The organism is Nostoc sphaeroides (assembly GCF_003443655.1).
In the GTDB taxonomy this organism is placed as follows: domain Bacteria; phylum Cyanobacteriota; class Cyanobacteriia; order Cyanobacteriales; family Nostocaceae; genus Nostoc; species Nostoc sphaeroides.
The window spans coordinates 3,828,656-3,846,035 of sequence record NZ_CP031941.1; the positions used below are offsets into that span (position 1 = coordinate 3,828,656).

Annotated in this window: 15 protein-coding genes; 5 read left to right on the plus strand and 10 right to left on the minus strand. The window is 42.0% G+C overall.

What is annotated here, in order from left to right; all coding sequences use genetic code 11:
- Window positions 1-24 precede the first annotated feature (24 nt).
- On the plus strand, window positions 25-2,364 hold the full coding sequence (locus D1367_RS16865) for a cellulose biosynthesis cyclic di-GMP-binding regulatory protein BcsB (protein WP_118167454.1): 2,340 nt from the start codon (window positions 25-27) through the stop codon (window positions 2,362-2,364).
- A 51-nt stretch (window positions 2,365-2,415) separates the two neighbouring features.
- Entirely contained in the window at window positions 2,416-5,028 is a 2,613-nt protein-coding gene (gene bcsA, locus D1367_RS16870; protein WP_118167455.1) for a UDP-forming cellulose synthase catalytic subunit, read from the plus strand.
- A gap of 488 nt (window positions 5,029-5,516) precedes the next feature.
- On the opposite strand, the gene D1367_RS16875 is transcribed toward bcsA, so the two are convergent.
- From D1367_RS16875 to D1367_RS16890, 4 genes are all read right to left on the minus strand, one after another.
- A complete protein-coding gene (locus D1367_RS16875) occupies window positions 5,517-6,200 on the minus strand; it encodes a Crp/Fnr family transcriptional regulator (protein ID WP_118167456.1) in 684 nt (227 codons plus the stop codon).
- Window positions 6,201-6,731: 531 nt separating this feature from the next.
- Window positions 6,732-7,919: a HetZ-related protein 2 gene (locus D1367_RS16880; protein ID WP_118167457.1), complete on the minus strand. Its 1,188-nt coding sequence runs from the start codon at window positions 7,917-7,919 to the stop codon at window positions 6,732-6,734.
- A gap of 918 nt (window positions 7,920-8,837) precedes the next feature.
- Window positions 8,838-9,185: a carbon dioxide-concentrating mechanism protein CcmK gene (locus D1367_RS16885; RefSeq protein WP_118167458.1), complete on the minus strand. Its 348-nt coding sequence runs from the start codon at window positions 9,183-9,185 to the stop codon at window positions 8,838-8,840.
- An 85-nt stretch (window positions 9,186-9,270) separates the two neighbouring features.
- A complete protein-coding gene (locus tag D1367_RS16890) occupies window positions 9,271-9,582 on the minus strand; it encodes a BMC domain-containing protein (RefSeq protein WP_118167459.1) in 312 nt (103 codons plus the stop codon).
- Between the two features lie 415 nt (window positions 9,583-9,997).
- Between D1367_RS16890 and D1367_RS16895 the strand changes: the two genes are divergently transcribed.
- Window positions 9,998-10,882 (plus strand): alpha/beta fold hydrolase, encoded by an 885-nt coding sequence (locus D1367_RS16895; protein WP_118167460.1) that lies wholly within the window; start codon window positions 9,998-10,000, stop codon window positions 10,880-10,882.
- Between the two features lie 498 nt (window positions 10,883-11,380).
- On the opposite strand, the gene D1367_RS16900 is transcribed toward D1367_RS16895, so the two are convergent.
- Both D1367_RS16900 and D1367_RS16905 read right to left on the minus strand, forming a co-directional pair.
- Window positions 11,381-12,004, minus strand: coding sequence for a hypothetical protein (locus tag D1367_RS16900; protein WP_118167461.1), 624 nt, complete (start codon window positions 12,002-12,004; stop codon window positions 11,381-11,383).
- Between the two features lie 2 nt (window positions 12,005-12,006).
- On the minus strand, window positions 12,007-12,639 hold the full coding sequence (locus D1367_RS16905) for a ParA family protein (protein WP_118167462.1): 633 nt from the start codon (window positions 12,637-12,639) through the stop codon (window positions 12,007-12,009).
- 262 nt (window positions 12,640-12,901) lie between these two features.
- On the opposite strand from D1367_RS16905, the gene D1367_RS16910 reads away from it, so the two are divergent.
- Window positions 12,902-14,284 carry a cytochrome P450 gene (locus D1367_RS16910; RefSeq protein ID WP_118171539.1) on the plus strand — a complete coding sequence of 461 codons (1,383 nt, stop codon included), beginning with the start codon at window positions 12,902-12,904 and terminating at the stop codon, window positions 14,282-14,284.
- Between the two features lie 61 nt (window positions 14,285-14,345).
- Here D1367_RS16910 and D1367_RS16915 read toward each other — a convergent pair whose 3' ends face one another.
- Complete coding sequence (locus D1367_RS16915) at window positions 14,346-14,936, minus strand: acyltransferase (RefSeq protein WP_118167463.1); 591 nt, start codon at window positions 14,934-14,936, stop codon at window positions 14,346-14,348.
- Window positions 14,937-15,243: 307 nt separating this feature from the next.
- Here D1367_RS16915 and D1367_RS33345 point away from each other — a divergent pair, with 307 nt between their 5' ends.
- The gene (locus D1367_RS33345; RefSeq protein WP_118167464.1) at window positions 15,244-15,399 is read left to right on the plus strand and encodes a PAS domain-containing protein; all 156 of its coding nucleotides are present in this window, start codon (window positions 15,244-15,246) and stop codon (window positions 15,397-15,399) included.
- Window positions 15,400-15,631: 232 nt separating this feature from the next.
- Here D1367_RS33345 and D1367_RS16925 read toward each other — a convergent pair whose 3' ends face one another.
- The 3 genes from D1367_RS16925 to upp form a co-directional block, all read right to left on the minus strand.
- On the minus strand, window positions 15,632-15,889 hold the full coding sequence (locus tag D1367_RS16925; RefSeq protein WP_118167465.1) for a YggT family protein: 258 nt from the start codon (window positions 15,887-15,889) through the stop codon (window positions 15,632-15,634).
- A 127-nt stretch (window positions 15,890-16,016) separates the two neighbouring features.
- A complete protein-coding gene (locus D1367_RS16930) occupies window positions 16,017-16,370 on the minus strand; it encodes a ssl2009 family thylakoid membrane protein (RefSeq protein ID WP_118171541.1) in 354 nt (117 codons plus the stop codon).
- A gap of 72 nt (window positions 16,371-16,442) precedes the next feature.
- A complete protein-coding gene (gene upp, locus D1367_RS16935; protein WP_118167466.1) occupies window positions 16,443-17,093 on the minus strand; it encodes a uracil phosphoribosyltransferase in 651 nt (216 codons plus the stop codon).
- Between the last annotated feature and the right edge of the window lie 287 nt (window positions 17,094-17,380).

Sequence of the window (17,380 nt, forward strand, 5' to 3'; positions counted from 1 at the left end):
TTCACACTAAAATCACGCTCTACCATGAAGCAATTGTTTCATCTTTCCCAAATTAGTAAAAAAGCAATTATTGTTACTTCTTGCTTTTTTTTGTTTCCTAGTTCATTATTGAGCGCTCAAGCTCAAACTAAAGGTGATCTGCAACAAGAAGTAACTTTATTAGCTCAAGCAACGACATCAGAAAATACTAGTAAAGCAGACTTAAAAGCTCCTAGTGCCAAAAACCTGACAAGTTACACCCTAGAATTTAATCGTAGTCCGATTGTGGGCAACCGGATGCGCTTGCGCGGGGTTTACTCAGAAGGTCGTCTTGCCTTTACCCGTCCTCGTGGCTGGAAACTAGAGCGGGGTAAAGTACAAGCTTTAATCCGTTTTCAACACTCACCAGCACTGTATGCCAATCGCTCTAACCTGACCGTGCTATTGAATGGCATCAGTGTTGGTAGCGTACCCCTCAATCGCAAAGAGTCCCAAGTAGGTCAAGTACTGTTCAATATTCCACCAAAGCTGCTGCAAGACTACAACGAACTCATATTGGTGGCACAGCAGAATAACAGCCTCGAATGTAGCGACCCTAGTAGCCCCGACTTGTGGACAGAGATTCTGCCAGATTCCAAATTAATCTTGAACTATGAAAGGCAGCCGATTGCTCTGAATTTCAGCCGCTATCCTTATCCTTTCTTTGACGAACTCGGCTTAGAAACTAACCAAATTGCTTATTTGCAACCGAGTCAAGTCGATCAATCCTGGTTGACAGCAGCAGCTCGCTTACAAGCGGCATTGGGGAGAATCGCAGATTTTCGCCCGATTCAGACGAGCTTGGTGTCTGATGTCGCAAATGTGAAAGCAAACGATCGCTTGGTGATCATTGGTACTCCCAACGAGCAACCAAGCCTAAATACTTGGAAGAATTTGCCCCTGAAAGTCGTCAGTAATCAAATTCTTGATCGTGATAATAACCCCGTACCAGATGAAACAGGGGTGTTGATTATAACTAAAGCTGAAAAGAGTGGAGTTCCGGTTTTAATTGCTACTGGCAACAGTGCAAAAGCTGTAGAAAAGGCAACCCAATTTTTGTCACAGCCAGACTTGCGGAAAATGGGTACTGGTCAGGTGGTTTTTGTCGATACCCTCAAGGAAACTTCGACACCAGGACTCCGCCAATGGCCTCATTATTTGCCAGAACAAAATTCTTTTAAACTGGGCGACATCAAAACCCAAGTAAATGGTGAGCCGTTTAATGATGTGACTGTACGTGGGATCGGAGCGCCACCAGTTGAAATTGATTTTCGCGCTTTACCAGATGATAGATTTCTCCGGGGTAGTTCCATGAATCTGGTGTACAGCTACGGCCCACAGGTTAATCCCCGAACTTCTGCGATCGAAGTTTTACTGGATGGAGTTTTCATTGGTGGGGCACGTCTTGATTCTGAGGCGGGAGAAACTCGCAAAAACCTCAAAGTCAATTTGCCGGAAAACTTGATCAAACCCAACTCAAAACTACAAGTTTTCTTGCGGATGAATCCGAGAGAACCGTTTGATAAACAAAACTGTCTTCAGCCACCAGATCAACAACTTACTGGTACGGTGCATTCTGATACTAGCTTCGACCTGAAGCGGGAAATCTCTACACAACTACCAGACTTGAACCTTCTGAAATTTGGTTTCCCCTTTGCTGCACCACAGGATTTGTCTCAGACAGCGATCGTCGTGCCACAAATCCCCTCGAAGACAGATGTATTGACCTTGTTGGCTTTTAGCGAACGCTTGGGAAGGCTCAGTCAAGCAGATGCTGTCAAACTAAATGTTTATACACCGGATGCTTTGCCAACAAAAGCTCGCAAAAATGACCATTTGGTAGGAATTGGAACGCGAGAAGACTTTCCTTTTCCCGAAGTATTTAATTCCACTGGTTTCAACTTGAGTCAGGCATATTCGCGCTCCTCTGCCAATGCTGTGGTTCAAACCCCGCAGGATACACAAGGAATGATTAAGCAAATTATCTCTCCTTGGAACAGCGATCGCGTCGTTCTAGCTTTAACATCTCAAACCGAAACTGGTTTAGAGCGAGTGCGACAAGTTCTCAATCAAGACCCGTGGTTCTTCCAACTCAAAAAGGATACGGTGCTAATTAGTAGCGATCAAAAAGACCCAGTTTCCTACGATGCAGATGCCTATCAACTACAGTTTTTCCAAAGCGCCCCAAACACTCGTCGTTTAGAAAATACCACTATCCTCAGTAAAGCATCACGCTTTTTACAAGAAAATTGGCTATTACTACCTGTAGGAATTTTCACTATGTCTCTAATTCTTTACGGGATTCTTCAGTTGTATCTCAAGCGCTTGACTGCTGATAAAAAGTAGACACTTTCGATCAGGTATAGCCCATTTTAAATTTCAAACTTTAGATCCACAATGTCATCTTCCCCCCACACACCGCCCCGGAAATCACGCGATCGCCAGCACTTAAAATTGAGCAATTGGTTGATTGATATTACGCCCCGATTTTTTGACCGCACTCTCCAAAAAGTGGGTGTGAAACAGTTTAAGTGGTTTATCCTGCTGCTATTGGTGCTATCAGTGCCACTGATTATTACCCCGATAGAAGTTTGGCAGCAGGGATTGGTAGCATTGTTTCTTGTGCTACTCGGTCAAGTAGTCATACACGCTGAGTTTCAAGAGTCTTCTTCAGAAATCAGCCAGTATTACCACTTGTTTATGCTGTGGCTGAGTCTGGTAACAACGCTGCGTTATTTATATTACCGTACCAGTTACACCCTCAACTTTGATGGTTGGCTCAACAGCATCGCTTGCGTATTCTTGTACGCCGCCGAACTTTATGCCATCCTCACCTTGATATTGGCATACTTTCAAACCCTGAAAATTCAAGACCGCCAACCAGTTAACCTGACAAACATTCCTCAACAAGAATGGTTCAAAGTTGATATCTACATCCCTACATACAACGAAGATGTGGAGATTGTTCGTAAGACGGCTGTGGCAGCCTTAGCCTGTGATTATGCTCCTGATAAAAAAAAGGTTTATGTCCTTGATGATGGTCGTCCAGAAAAGTATAAAGAGAACGACCCACGCCGAGAACAGTTTAGCAAAAGACGGGAACAGCTACGGCAAATGTGCCAAGAACTCGGCTGTATACACATGACACGGGACAATAACGACCACGCTAAAGCTGGTAATATCAATACCGCCTTTTACAAAACCGACGGCGATTTAGTGTTGATTTTGGACTGCGACCACATCCCATCGCGGCAATTTCTCTTGCATACAATGGGTTTTTTCTTCGATCCCAAAGTATCGTTTGTCCAAACTCCTCACTGGTTCTATAATCCTGATCCCTTCGAGCGTAATTTGGTCACCAAAGGTAGAATACCCGCAGGCAATGAACTGTTCTATAAGGTACTGCAAAAAGGTAACGATTTTTGGAATGCTGCCTTTTTCTGCGGTTCCGCAGCATTAATCCGCAAATCCCACGCTTTAGAAGTTGGGGGAATTGCAGTAGAAACCGTAACGGAAGATTGCCACACTGCTTTGCGATTGCATTCGTTGGGTTACAAGTCTGTCTACTACGACAAAATTATGGTGGCTGGTTTAGCGCCAGAAACGTTTTCTTCTTACGTGGGACAACAAGTGCGTTGGGCCAGAGGGATGGCACAGATTTTGCGATTAGAAAACCCCATTTTTAATCCAAAGCTGAACCTGACATTTGCACAACGGATTTGTTACTTGAGCGCGACTTCCCACTTTTTGTATGGCTATCCTCGACTAATATATGCGATCGCTCCCACGCTCTTTTTATTATTTGGCGTTAACTCTGTCCAAGGTTTGGGTTTAGAAACTCTAGCCTACGCCCTACCCCATATTCTCCTCTCCCTTTTTACTAACTACATCATTTACAAAAACGTCCGTTTCTCCTTCTGGAATGAAATTTTTGAATTTGCGATGGCTTTCCAGGCTGGGTGGGTGACGATGTTAGCGCTGTTTAATCCCAAGCTGGGTTCATTTAACGTTACCGACAAAGGAACGTCTATAACCAAACGTACCTTTGATTGGGAATCGATGCGTGGTCTTTTGGTCGTGACAGTACTTGTAGTCTCTTCCTTGCTAGCTGTTCCCTATTGGCTGCTGCTACATCCTGAAGATTGGCAAGCAGTCTTAGTCAACACCATGTGGTCGGTTTTTAATCTGGTTTTGCTGATAGCTGCTTTGCTGGTTGGCTTTGAACAACCACAAGTACGTACTGCCCACCGTTTACAGCGTCGCCTCCCCATCTTAATTACCAGTAATGGTCAAACAATCATGGGCAAAACGGTGAATATTTCAGAAACTGGGGCATTAATTTCTTTAGAAACTTGGCCCAATTTACTGGAGGAAGCGGAAATTGAGGTGATGGGAGATTATACTGCTAGCGCCTCTTTAACAGCGCAGATTGTCCGAGTCTCTCCTATTAATGACACAGAAACGCTTTTGGCTGTTGATTTTGTGAAGCTCGACGATGCCCAACGCGATGCTTTAACTCTAGTTTTATATTCTGATGTCCGCGAGTGGTATTCTCAAAAGGGCCAGTATGTAGACCGACCTTTCGCTTCTCTTGGATTTTTAGCCACAAGTCTGACTCGATCCTTGCGTGACGTGAAACAAACTAGCCGTAAAAAGGTACGCAAGCAGGTAAATAGCCATAGCCGACTCTACTGGGATGGTAACTTCTTTTTTGCAGTAGCCACAGAATTAGGAACAACGGGTTTGCGCTTGGAAATAGAGGATACAAAAGCCGTGTCTTCTCACAAAATGATCGGACAACAGGATTTGCACACGATGCGAACTGTTAAACCATTAGTTGGTTTACTGTTGAATGAGGATGAGGATAACCTCTCATCTAACCGATTTGTTGCCGAAATTTATGCCGTAGAAGAACAGACAAATGGCAAGATTACGCTCGAATTAGTTTTTCCAGAAAAATTCAAAGAACGTCAAGACACAAAAATTAAACAATTGTTGGAGGTTCTGTAGCAGAAGTACTTGACTAGATTTTGACCAGCACAAGCTCCATTTAAGTCCAGATGTTGCTTGTGCTTGGGAGTGTTTTAAATTGCAAAAGTAAATTCAATTTTTGTGGGTTGGGTCGAAAAGCCCGCCCATTTTATATAGCAGTCCTATTTGATTCGTGAAAAATATAAATCAATACAGTTCAGATAAGACCAAAACACTTGTAGAGACGGCGATTTATCGCGTCTCAAATAAGGGTGCAAAGGGAAGAAAGAAAAAAGAGATATATTTATTATTTTCACAAATGATTTAGGACTGCTATATGTCAATATAGTTCAGTTAAGCCGCAAATCCAATGCAAGAGACAAAGAAAAGCAACGTCTCTACATACCTAAAATCAATACCAATAATCCTTAACCCAAGCGTATTATTCTATATGTCGGGCGAGACGCCCACTCCACAAACAATAATTGAATATTTTTGATTTGTCAGTCCTTAAGAACCCTTAGCAATTAAACTTTGCCAGCCAAGTTCATCAACTGTTTGAAGTTTACGAGATAAATGATGTTGTTGGCGCTGTCAATTTTGATCCACCCTTTCTCATGCAGCTTTTCCATAATTTTGGTAGTTTCTTCAACACCAATTTCTGTTACTTCTGCTAAATCTTTGAAAGGAATGTTAAAAATTTCCTTTCCAAAATTCGATTCTTGGCCATAGCTTTCGCCTAAAGTCACTAGAGTATGGGCAAGTTTGACTGCTGGTGGTGAAGACCGCATTTGTAAGCGCAAGTTAATTTGCCGCAATCGTCGCACCATAAGTTGTAACATCCGGTGATGTAACTGCGGGTCTTTGAACAAGATTTGAATAAAACGCTCTCTAGATACACTCAGCAAATTCACGGACGAAAGGGCTATGACATCGGTTGAGCGTGGAGATTCATCCAAAATTGCCATTTCTCCAAAAAAATCGCCCTTACCAAAAATTGCCAGAGCTACTGAATCTTCCCCGACGGTACGCCGGACTTTGACCCAACCTGAAACAACGAAGTAAACGGCGTTACCCCAGGCATCTTCCATCACAACGGCTCGCCCAGATGGATATTCATGTTCAATTGCAACGTTGAGGAGCCATTCCAAAGTCTGGGGGGTGGCTGTACTCATTAAGGGGAAAAGTTCACTAAAAACCTCAGTCTGCATGAAATATTTATAAAAAATGGATTCAAGAGTAGGAAACTAACTTTGTCACTATAAATTTGTTTAGACCGTAATCTTATTTAGAAGACGGTAGCAAAATCTCTATCTATTTGAGTTTAACTCTAAGCTTGATCAGTCTAGAGTTCGATTACAACATAACAATTATGTATAAAATTGGAATCAGCGATTTCACTTACAGAACTATGATTAAAAGTTTAATCAATTAATCAAAATTTTAGTTATAGATATAAAATTTTTAGTATAAAAAAATATATCGAGGGTCAAGTGCCACGATAAATAACGCGTCCAAGATTAATCCCATGCTTTTAAGCGTGGTTCCTTCTGCTTCTGCTTTGTGAAGGTTAGACAGAGGCGATAAATCGCCGTCTCTACAGAAAATCTATCCGTCAATTAGTCCTTGATAGACTATTAGTAACTGAGGCATGAGGGAATGAACTTGCTATGAATTCTCCCCTGCTCCCCATCTCCTAGTTTGGTACACCACCTTAATTAAGCAATTAAATGCCTCACAGGCTACTCCTGGGTTCTTAAAGCTTGGGCTGCAAGATAGATTTTTGTCCATTCACCTAGTACTTGATGGGTTTTGAGTTTTAACTGTTGGCCTATTGCTTCTATTGAGTTACCTGCTCTCCGCAAATCTAGAATCTGCCGCCCCTGAGGAGTCAATTTTTCATCAAGTTGCTGCCATTGGTTTTGGGTTAAACCCAAGTTATGTTCTTGCAAGGAAATTGAGAGCCAATTCTCTACTATCTCTGGTTTACCTTTGAGGGCAAAAACACGCACAGCGTGGTAACTAATTTTTTCTCGCAGACGGTATACTTCTTTAGTCGGCTTATTTAATTTGTGGGCGATCTCTTCTTGGGATTTACCTTGCAAATACAGTCGTAGCCAGTCTACTGCCTCTGTTCCTAGATTTTCTTGTAAATAATTTTCAAATTCTTTTTGTACTGACTGACGTAGGGCAAGTTGTTCCTCAAGCTGTTGTGCTTCTTGATATTCTGCGATCGCCTGACTATCGACTAAGTTAACTCGATTGTCATTGTCGTCTGTGAGAACTTCTTCTGAGACTAGTCTAATTAAGTCACGGCCCGGCACTTGGGTTAAGCCACCGCGCTGAGTGCGACGCAAGTAATTGACAAACCGATAAGCTAATAGGGGTTGATTGCGGACTGGTCGCAGACAATATTCTTCTACACTGGCAAATAGTAGAGCATCTCCCAATCGTCTATCACTTGTATATTTGGCAATATCAGCCATTTGCTGTTGCATCTGGCTGTCGCTTTGCAGTAATTCTTGGAGTACTTCTTGCAACACATCCATTACACTACGCTGGCGATCGCGGCTTAGGGCAACCCAAGTCTGAATCTTATTCCGTAATGTTACTAAACTCCCCAATCGCGTTATCAAGTTCCGATAAGCACGTTCTCGCCCTAGCCCCAAATAGCGTTGACGTAAAATTCTCCAGCGATATTCCATCGCTTGCTTGGCGATATCGAGTTCTTTAGGGTTAAACAGATCAAACCGCTTGGAGTCAGATCCCAACAGCCAGAGAATAATGCTTTCTCTAGCAGCTTCATTTTGGTCTGGACATTCGGCAGCCAAGCGCTTACCCCAATTTAAAGCTAGTTGTTCCACATCTGCTGTCATAGTGAGATTGCGTTCCTCGAAACTCAATTTTGAAGTTTGCATCACAACCCCCATTCGTCCCACCTAATTGTTTAACTGGCAACCTGCCCGGGTTTCATGAGACTCATGAAAATAGCTCAGTGATTCCACTTTTATTACGTCTTAATTCACTACAATTATGCAGAAATTTCTATATTGATGTTTTGCTTACAATTTCAAAATGCCCCAAACCCTTACCTATGAAGCTTTTCGGGGTATTTTTTAATTTAACTTTTTTGTAAAGTTATATTTTGTAACTGAGAATAGAAATCTGCCTATAGTGACGGGGATAAACCTTTGCACGAGATGGGTTGAGGAAATCTGAACATTTTGTAACCGAGCCGAGGAACGAATCTAATTTAACTCAATGTCAGGCGAATTTAACCCGTATAAATTTCAAGGCTCTACAAGCCCTTACGTAGAAAAATACTTAGTTAAATCTCAATACGCTTGCTTTGTGTTGGTAATATTTCGCCCCCCGGAAGATCCCCCAAACCCACGCCAGTCGCTTATGGGGCAGCCCTGCCGTAGACGGGTTTCCCAGAAAAAGTAAGTACGTGGAAACCCTTATAATAATATTTAGTTAAATTTCGTTATGCATTTTTATTTATTTAAGTATATATACGCAAAAAAGTTTAAGTGGATGTTTGATAAGCCGTTATGTCAACCGCCCTACCCACTCTTGGGATGGGGCTTGTAACTAACCGAGAGAATCGGCTGAAACATACGGCATATACATTCTCAAAAATCAATAGTCAACAGTCAATATTGATTTTGACTATTGACTTTGACTGTTGCTTTCCCTCTGCTTCAAAATTCAACTTATGCAAAATCTAAAAACAGAAAAGTTTGCAATCCTCTAAAGTTTTGATAGTCAGAAGTCTGACAAGAAACTTATCTTTAAATTCATTTATGGGAATTTTTTGTTTTGAATTCCCCCACAGGAGGTTGAATCTATCGACTGTTTGATCTAACAATGGGATTTTCTACAGATTCTCGATACCCTTGCACTTGTTCTGTGTAACCAATTGGTAGAACAGCTTCAACGTTTTCATGGGGACGAGCAATAATTACCCAGGATTCAAGTGTACCGCCATAAACATTTTCTGCGGCTTCAACACCGGCAGCCATAGCAGCTTTTACTTCAGAAACATCGCCACGAATATTAACTGTAAAGCGAGCGCTACCTACTCTGATATAACCAACGAGGGTGACTCGACCAGCTTTTACCATAGCATCTGCTGCTGCTAGCACCGCAGGGAAACCTTTCGTTTCAAGTGCTCCAACTGCCTGTAATGACATTATTAATCTCCTGTATGAATAAACGATATGGGGACTACCAGTTAATTGTACGAAGCTTCGCTACAGATTTTAATAGCAAAATTGCTTAGAACATGCGGAATGGTTCTGATTCTTCAGTGAAATGGATTGGTAATATGGTTTCCACATTTTCTGGGGGATTGGGAACGATGTAGTAGGTAATTACTGTACCAACTTTGACTTGCTCTCCAGCTACGATTCCGGCTTCAACAGCTCTATTTACTTCAGAAACGTGTCCCCGGACAGCGACTAACAAACGAGCGCTTTCTGCTTGACCATAATACACAATTGTGACTGCGGCAGCTTTGACCATTGCATCTGCTGCTGCTAAGACACTAGGAAAACCTAAAGTTTCAATTACGCCAACGGCCATTGGCATGGCATTAGCTCCTGGATTAAAGGATAAGCGATTTTAATTGTACGTGGCTTTAGTCCCAATTTTGACATTTTGCTAAACTTTCTTTGATGCCATAATTTTTTGGGGAGTGGGGAGAGACGCGATTAATCGCGTCTGTACAATTAGGAGTTGGGAGACGCGATGAATCGCGTCTGTACAATTGGGAGTGGGGAGTAGAGACGCGATGAATCGCGTCTGTACAATTAGGAGTTGGGAGTAGAGACGCGATGAATCGCGTCTGTACAATTAGGAGTTGGGAGTTAGAATGTTTTGAGAGTCTCTGGACTATGTTTTATGTATTACACATTAAACTTTTTGCATGTTAGTTTGTGTAATTTTGTTGTTTAATCAAAATCAGCGATGGGTGGAAGCAAGCTAGTATGATAAACTTAAATTTATGTTTCCGAATTTTCTTCCTACATCTGTTGGGCAACTGACAGAATCTGCCTCGATCGCACTAGCTCAAAGTATTCAAACAACTGCGATCGCTACTCCTTTAATTAATCAACCAATTACCACAACATTTGTCAAGGAAGGAAGTGGTGTAACTCCTATTTTACTAATTCACGGCTTTGATAGTTCTGTATTAGAATTTCGGCGGCTTTTGCCATTACTATCTGGAGATAATGAAACGTGGGCAGTTGATTTGTTAGGTTTTGGGTTTACAGATAGACTCTCAGGAATTGCCTATAGCCCAACTGCGATTAAAACCCATCTTTATTATTTCTGGAAAAGCCTGATTAAGCAACCTGTAATTTTGGTAGGTGCTTCGATGGGGGGTGCGACTGCAATTGATTTTACGTTGACTTACCCGGAAGTAGTAAAAAAGCTGGTGTTAATTGATAGTGCTGGGTTGGCGGGTGGTTCACCATTAAGTAAATTAATGTTTCCCCCGTTGGATTATTTAGCAACTCAGTTTTTGAGTAATCTGAAAGTGCGCGATCGCGTTTCCCGTATAGGATATAAAAATCAAAGTCTTGCTTCTGTCGATGCGCTATGTTGTGGCGCATTACATCTACAAATGCCGAGTTGGAATCAAGCTTTGATTGCTTTCACTAAAAGTGGTGGTTACAGTGCTTTTAGATTTAAAAAATTATCACAAATTGTGCAAGAGACGCTAATTTTATGGGGCGATTCCGATAAAATTTTGGGTACTAGGGATGCCATGAGATTTAAAAGAGCAATTCCACACAGTACCCTCGTCTGGATTCAAGATTGTGGCCATCTCCCACACCTGGAACAACCACAAATTACGGCACAGCATATTTTAGGCTTTCGATAATTGTAGTTGAAACCCAAGAAATCTGATGCATCTTTTGCACAGTATTGGATGTATTTGCGGAGAACTAAGACTTACGCATTGACAAGAAATACCAAATATGGATAAGTTTAAAAACCACATCTTTCGTAAGGGCACAGCATTGCTCATAGGTGTCAACTTAAGCTAAAAGTAGCTTAACTCAAAGCTTCCTCACCCGCCTTGAACTTTAGTTCAAGGCTCATAGCTAAAGTCTACTGAAGTAGACTAAATATTCCTAAAAATCTGGCTCTTGCGTTGGTTTTATGGTGCGGCATTAAAATAGCCATTTTATAGAAAGGCTCAAAAATTTAAAATCAAGTCATAGCAAGAAATATAGGCTCTGATTAGATTTTATTTATTATTCGACTCCATAAAAAGAACTGAAGATCCAAAAATCTTTAGTCTACTTCAGTAGACTTTAGCTATTAGCAAGGAACTGAAGTTCCTTGCGGGACATGGCTTTTACGTTAAGTAGCTGTACTAATCAAGCAACCACATCTCATTAGAACTATCAGGATACTCATTTGGTTGATTTTGCGGTTGATTTTGAGCTAGTTTTTCTGATGATCGGTGTGATTTTTTGTAGTTAAGTGGATTGTAATGTTCTTTTACGGGTTTGATAGCACTAGTTTCCTTTACAGCTACAGCAAGTTTAGAATTATCTTCTGCTGTTTGTTTTAAAGCATTAATTTCTTCTATAAGCTTGGAATTCGCTTCTGCTAGTTGTAGTGCTGTTTTTTTGGTTTCTTCTAGTTCTTTTGTTACCTGTTCTACTAATGATTTTTGTTCGGATGCTAATGTTTTTTGTTTAGATAATTTTGATTGCAAATCAGCAATTTCTTGCCCAATAGATGCTTCATTTTTATGGCTTTTTTCCAGATTAGCTGTCAACTCTTTGACAGTTGCTTCTAAATCAGCCTTAGTTGGGCTTGTGCGCTTAGTAGAATTTAGCTCAGGTGTTTGTGCTGAGGATTCTTCATCAGATGAAGCCAGTTCTTCGGCAATTTCTTGTGCTGTAATTTCGATCGCAGATTCGCCTTCGGGGGGTGTAAATTTTTGCGCCTCTTCTTGTAGTAAGTCAGAGAGACTTTGTTTCCTAGCCATTATTATTTTCTCCAATCACGCTGTAATTCATCAGCTGCACGGCGGTAGTCTAACTCCGCCTCCCGTGCATTACTTCCTCGCCATTGACTAATCGCTACTCCCTCAAGTGCCGCTCGTTCATGAGCCTTATAAGCACGGATAAAGGTATTACAAGTAGGAATACCTAATCGAGTCAGAGTGTTTTTTGCTTCTAGTGCTTCCCCCATACTGCGCGTATCAACTTTGGTAAGCAGTACCCGATGGGGAGTTCCCACGGGGATAACGGCTTCCTTAACTGTTTCTACGAGGATAGCTAAATCCATTGCGGCTGGGGGTGTAGGCAAAACTAGATAATTTGCGATCGCAACTACCGCCACTAATGCTTCAGAGCGCAGGGCAGGAGGCGTATCCACCACTACTAAATCGTAACCTGTTATCTTTCCTAAATCACCTAAAAGTGTCGGATCTGTTTCTTGAGATAAATCAAACCCCATTCCTTGCTGACTGCGCCCAAACCACCAACTGGCAGAACCTTGAATATCTGCGTCAATCAACAGTACCTTTTTTTTCTTCGCAAAGTTCGCAGCCAGATTGACTGCGGTGGTCGTTTTACCGACTCCTCCTTTACCGTTGAGAATAGCGATGATTTTTGGCACTGCTTTAGCAAGGATTAGGGAGTGGGGAGTTGGGGGTGGGGAATAGGGAAAAAATCTTTTTCATTTTTGGTTGTGGGATTTTTTGATTATGGACTGATTTGAAAGAGTGTTGAGTACTGAGTTAGTTATTAGAAGTTATTAGTTATTATCCTTCTCTTCCACTTTCTACTCCCCCATGATGAATATACCGCTTTATGTGGCCCCTAAAAACATGAAAACTCGTAACAATAAAATTCAGAAGCCATCAATTCCACAAACTTCTATGACAGCAACTTACAATTTGCCTGATGGGCCTCAAATGCCGCGCTGGCTGAGGATGATCAAGTTTATTGGTCAGCCTATAAAATATGTGGATGATTTTGCCAAAATTTATGGTGACACTTTCACTATCAGGAGTAGTCGCTCTGACAACCATCTTGTGTACTTTAGTCAACCACAAGCACTTGAGCAGATTTTTACTGCTGATTCCAGCCATTTTGAGGTTGGCGGGGGGAACATAGGACTAAAATTTTTGCTTGGCGATCGCTCCTTGATGTTAGCGGATGGCGATCGCCACCAGCGCCAACGGCAATTACTAGCTCCTCCTTTTCATGGCGAAAGGATGCGAGGTTATGGTGAGGATATCGAAAAAATAACCCGACAGGTGAGTAATCAATGGCAAATTGGCAAGCCTTTTAAGATCCGAGAGTCGATGCAAGAAATCACCTTGCGTGTTATTGTGCGGGTTGTATTTGGTTTAAATGAGGGAGAGCTTTTTGAAGAACTGAGGCGATCGCTAAGTGACTTACTAGACTTCATTAGTTCGCCCGTAATGTCTAGCGCCTTCTTTTTCAGGTTTATCCAAAAAGATTTCGGTGCGTGGAGTCCGTGGGGTCGGATTCTGCAACAACGGCAAAAAATTGATCAACTTATTTATGCTTTGCTTCGAGAACGGCGGGCACAATCCGATGAAAATCGTCAAGATATCCTGAGTTTGATGATGGCAGCCCGTTATGACGATGGTCAACGGATGTCAGATGAAGAATTACACGATGAGTTGATGACGCTGCTAGTTGCAGGACATGAAACTACCGCTTCAGCGTTGACATGGGCTTTTTACTGGATTGATCATTTACCAGAGGTGCGTGAAAAGTTGCTACAGGAACTCAACACCATTGGAGTTAACCCCGATTTGAGTAGTGTAGCTAAATTGCCGTATTTGACAGCAGTGTGCCAAGAAACATTGCGAATTTACCCAATTGCCATGACTGCTTTCGTGCGGGTTGTGAAGACCCCAATTAAAATTATGGGCTATGAATTGCCACAAGGGACAGCAATAGTCCCCAGTATTTATTTAGCGCATCATCGAGAAGAAGTTTATCCACAATCAAAGCAGTTCAAACCAGAACGCTTTTTAGAAAGACAATATTCACCTTATGAATATTTCCCCTTTGGTGGCGGTAATCGTCGCTGTATTGGCATGGCATTTGCCCAGTATGAAATGAAAATTGTCTTGGCAACTATTTTGTCAGAATTTCAAGTATCGCTAGTGAACAAACGTCCTGTGCGTCCTGTGCGCCGTGGGTTAACTATAGCCACACCGGCCGGAATGCGGATGGTTGCAACACCTCAAGTTAAGCCTGCAAATACACCAGCCCTAATCTAGGCAAGTAAGGTGGGAATTTTTATCCCCACCCTACTGTCGTGTAATAATTACGAATTACGAATTACGAATTATCCTGATCTTGCTTGTTTGCAAGTTGTTCATAATGTTCTTTGTCGCGGTATTTAATTGTTCTCATAGGTTGATTTCCAACAATTGCTAAAGGTTCAACATTCGCAGTTACAACCGTACCAGCCGCCACAATTGCACCATCTCCAATGAAAATTCCTGGAATAATTAGAACATTTCCGCCAATCCAAACATTGCGACCGATAACAACAGGTTTATGAACGTAGATATTATGTTGATATGGCAAATCATTACTTTGATAGTCGTGGTTTGCTGAAAGGATAACAACGTTAAATCCAAGTGTGGTGTTGTCGCCAATTGTGATTCCACCACGTCCATCTAATAAGACATTAGGGCCGATGTAGACTTTATTCCCTAGAGATACATTTTGCGGATGGTCAATTCTAATATCTCGCTTAAATCTTAGACCTGAGCCACAAAATTTTAATTGGCTCTTCAGTTCTTGATGCTTGTAGCGTCTGATTTTGGTTTCTAGGTATTCTCCCCACTGTACCAAACGGGGTACTAACCGTTGTTCAAATAGCCGCTCTAATTTATTTGTAATTTTATTTTTGATCTCTTTCATAAAACCTCATGGAAGTCTAGGAACTCTCTGGCTTTCAACTAAGGAGGAAAAACGACGTGGGTACTTTAGCACCCTTTACATTTGTTAGGTTTCCCTGATTAGAGTATTTTCTCCCGTGTGAATACCGTTTCTCTATTAGTAGGCTGAGAGTCTAAGATTTCGGAACTAGAGACGATTACGGAATCTTTGTAATCAACAATTCCAAAACAGATCATCTGTTGTATTTAGTCGAATTTGCTGCTATCGCAAACGCGCTGAAGCTGTACTTTGCAACTCCCAAAAACGCTTATCGTTGCCGATCCAACAAATGCCGATAGTGGTAATTGAGTGGAGCCTTGAGTTTATGGTTCGAGGTTGTAACCCATCCGCCGACAAGATTTTTGGTTACACGATAGTACAAGTGATGGGGCGTTCACTCGATTTTCTGATTGCTATAGATCAACTCCCAATACGGTTCGGTTAAGGTGTTTATTCCTCGAAGATCCCCCCAACCCCCCTTAAAAAAGGGGGGGACTTCTAACTCTCTTTTACCCCCAATTTATCGGGGGTCGCCGCAGGCGGGGGGATCTTAACCGAACCGTATTGGATCAACTCCTCCCTATAAAAATTGTAGAGACGCTTTCAGAATTGGCGTCTCTACAAAAGTTTTATTCGGGTACTAATCAAAATCCCTGTACCGATAGATGGCAGGCTAGTTAAAAAGGAATAGCTCTCAAAAAGCCACCAGCTAAGTTGAGCGCGAAGAAAGCTAAGATTGGAGAAAAATCCATACCGCCTAATGGAGGAATAATTGAGCGGAATAGATTCAAATAAGGGTCGGTTATCTGGGATAAAGCAGCAAATGGCTGATTATACCAGTTGATTTGCGGAAACCAGGTCAACAAAACCCGGATAATTAGCAAATAGCTATAAAAGGTGACAAAGGTAACTAGTGTCGTAATCAGTAAACTCATGGATAGTTTTGTTTCCTACTAAGTGTCAAACGCGGTCTTATCCTTTAATTTTAATTTAGTCCATGTCATGATGTTTGCGGATTTAGCACTTACCACACTTGACATTTTCACCACGCCTGAACAAACCTCAAGAGTCTTTAGTGAGGGAGCGGTCATTAGTTGCTTGGGGTGAACCGCTATTAACATTTCCCAGTTGCTTCCGCACATCATCTATTGTGGCATTTAGCTGGGCAATTTTATCTTCTAGCGATCGCCTAGCCGTTTCTATGCCAATGCTCTCGCTTTCTGAGGCTTTCATCTGACGACGCTTTGCTGCTATTTTCTTGGCTTGGGCTTGGCTATCCGTCATTTCTGTCTCCTCCTCTGCTAGCAACTCTGGATTGCGTCGAGAAGCAATCAGTGCCCCGATAACACCGCCAAATACGCCACCAACAAACGCCCCTGCTACAAAACCACCGCCAAAACCATCTCGTTGACTCATATTACCGCCTTCAACAAACCTTGCAACTTTTACAGTAGTTATGCTACTTTCCTGCCCTAGCTGCATAGTAGCTTAAGTCCCAAAGATGCGATCGCCTGCATCTCCCAATCCCGGTACAATATACCCCTTGCTGTTAAGTTTTTCGTCAATAGTCGCCGTGTAAATTATTAAACCTGGATAAGCTGCACTCAATTTTTGCAAAGCTGGTGCAGCCGCTACTACGCAAACAATCCGGGTTAACGTTGGATCAGCACCCCGTTGTATTAATTCTGCCATCGCCGCCATCATTGACCCTCCTGTTGCCAACATTGGATCGGTAATTAACACTCGTGTTTGGGGGTCAAATTTTTCTGGTAACTTGTTCAGATAACAATGAGGTTGCAGTGTCTCTTCGTCTCGCGCTAAACCAAGATGGTAAATCGATGCTAAAGGAAGTAAAGTCTGCGCTCCCTCAAGTAATCCTAGTCCAGCCCGCAGAATCGGTACTACTGCTACTGGTATCTGCGGATCAATCACGGTTGCCAAACAGGTATCCAAGGGACTCTGCACCGTGGTTTCTTGGGTTGGCAACCAGTCTCGCGCAGCTTCATAAGTCAGCCATCTTCCCAACTCAGTCATGGCACTACGAAATAATACTGAAGGTGTGCCTGCATCACGGGCAACTGCCAGCCAGTGTTTTATCAGGGGATGGGGTGGAACATAAACGCGCAATTGTAGCGTCATAGCCAGAAAATTTGGGCTTTTTTATTGTATAAGAACTGAAAACACCATAATACTCTTTCCTGCATCCGGCTGACAGATGATAATTAACAGTCTCAGCTTTATTGATAAATATTTTCATTAATAGTTGACATTAATTCTCAATCAAGGTTATATTCTTATACAGTGTTCTCCTCTCTTTTAAGGATCGGCAGACGGGATTAGCCAGCAGTAGCAGGCTCGTCCCTCTTTTTTTTGATTAGTCATTGGTCATTAGTTAAATTAAATATTGATTGACTCTGGACAAAGGA

Excerpts from the sequence above, each read along its gene's own strand:
- D1367_RS16865 (WP_118167454.1), top strand. The coding sequence starts at position 25 with ATGAAGCAATTGTTTCATCTTTCCCAAATTAGTAAAAAAGCAATTATT.
- bcsA (WP_118167455.1), top strand. The coding sequence starts at position 2,416 with ATGTCATCTTCCCCCCACACACCGCCCCGGAAATCACGCGATCGCCAG.
- D1367_RS16875 (WP_118167456.1), bottom strand. The coding sequence starts at position 6,200 with ATGCAGACTGAGGTTTTTAGTGAACTTTTCCCCTTAATGAGTACAGCC.
- D1367_RS16880 (WP_118167457.1), bottom strand. The coding sequence starts at position 7,919 with ATGGGGGTTGTGATGCAAACTTCAAAATTGAGTTTCGAGGAACGCAAT.
- D1367_RS16885 (WP_118167458.1), bottom strand. The coding sequence starts at position 9,185 with ATGTCATTACAGGCAGTTGGAGCACTTGAAACGAAAGGTTTCCCTGCG.
- D1367_RS16890 (WP_118167459.1), bottom strand. The coding sequence starts at position 9,582 with ATGCCAATGGCCGTTGGCGTAATTGAAACTTTAGGTTTTCCTAGTGTC.
- D1367_RS16895 (WP_118167460.1), top strand. The coding sequence starts at position 9,998 with ATGTTTCCGAATTTTCTTCCTACATCTGTTGGGCAACTGACAGAATCT.
- D1367_RS16900 (WP_118167461.1), bottom strand. The coding sequence starts at position 12,004 with ATGGCTAGGAAACAAAGTCTCTCTGACTTACTACAAGAAGAGGCGCAA.
- D1367_RS16910 (WP_118171539.1), top strand. The coding sequence starts at position 12,902 with ATGACAGCAACTTACAATTTGCCTGATGGGCCTCAAATGCCGCGCTGG.
- D1367_RS16915 (WP_118167463.1), bottom strand. The coding sequence starts at position 14,936 with ATGAAAGAGATCAAAAATAAAATTACAAATAAATTAGAGCGGCTATTT.
- D1367_RS33345 (WP_118167464.1), top strand. The coding sequence starts at position 15,244 with ATGCCGATAGTGGTAATTGAGTGGAGCCTTGAGTTTATGGTTCGAGGT.
- D1367_RS16925 (WP_118167465.1), bottom strand. The coding sequence starts at position 15,889 with ATGAGTTTACTGATTACGACACTAGTTACCTTTGTCACCTTTTATAGC.
- D1367_RS16930 (WP_118171541.1), bottom strand. The coding sequence starts at position 16,370 with ATGAGTCAACGAGATGGTTTTGGCGGTGGTTTTGTAGCAGGGGCGTTT.
- upp (WP_118167466.1), bottom strand. The coding sequence starts at position 17,093 with ATGACGCTACAATTGCGCGTTTATGTTCCACCCCATCCCCTGATAAAA.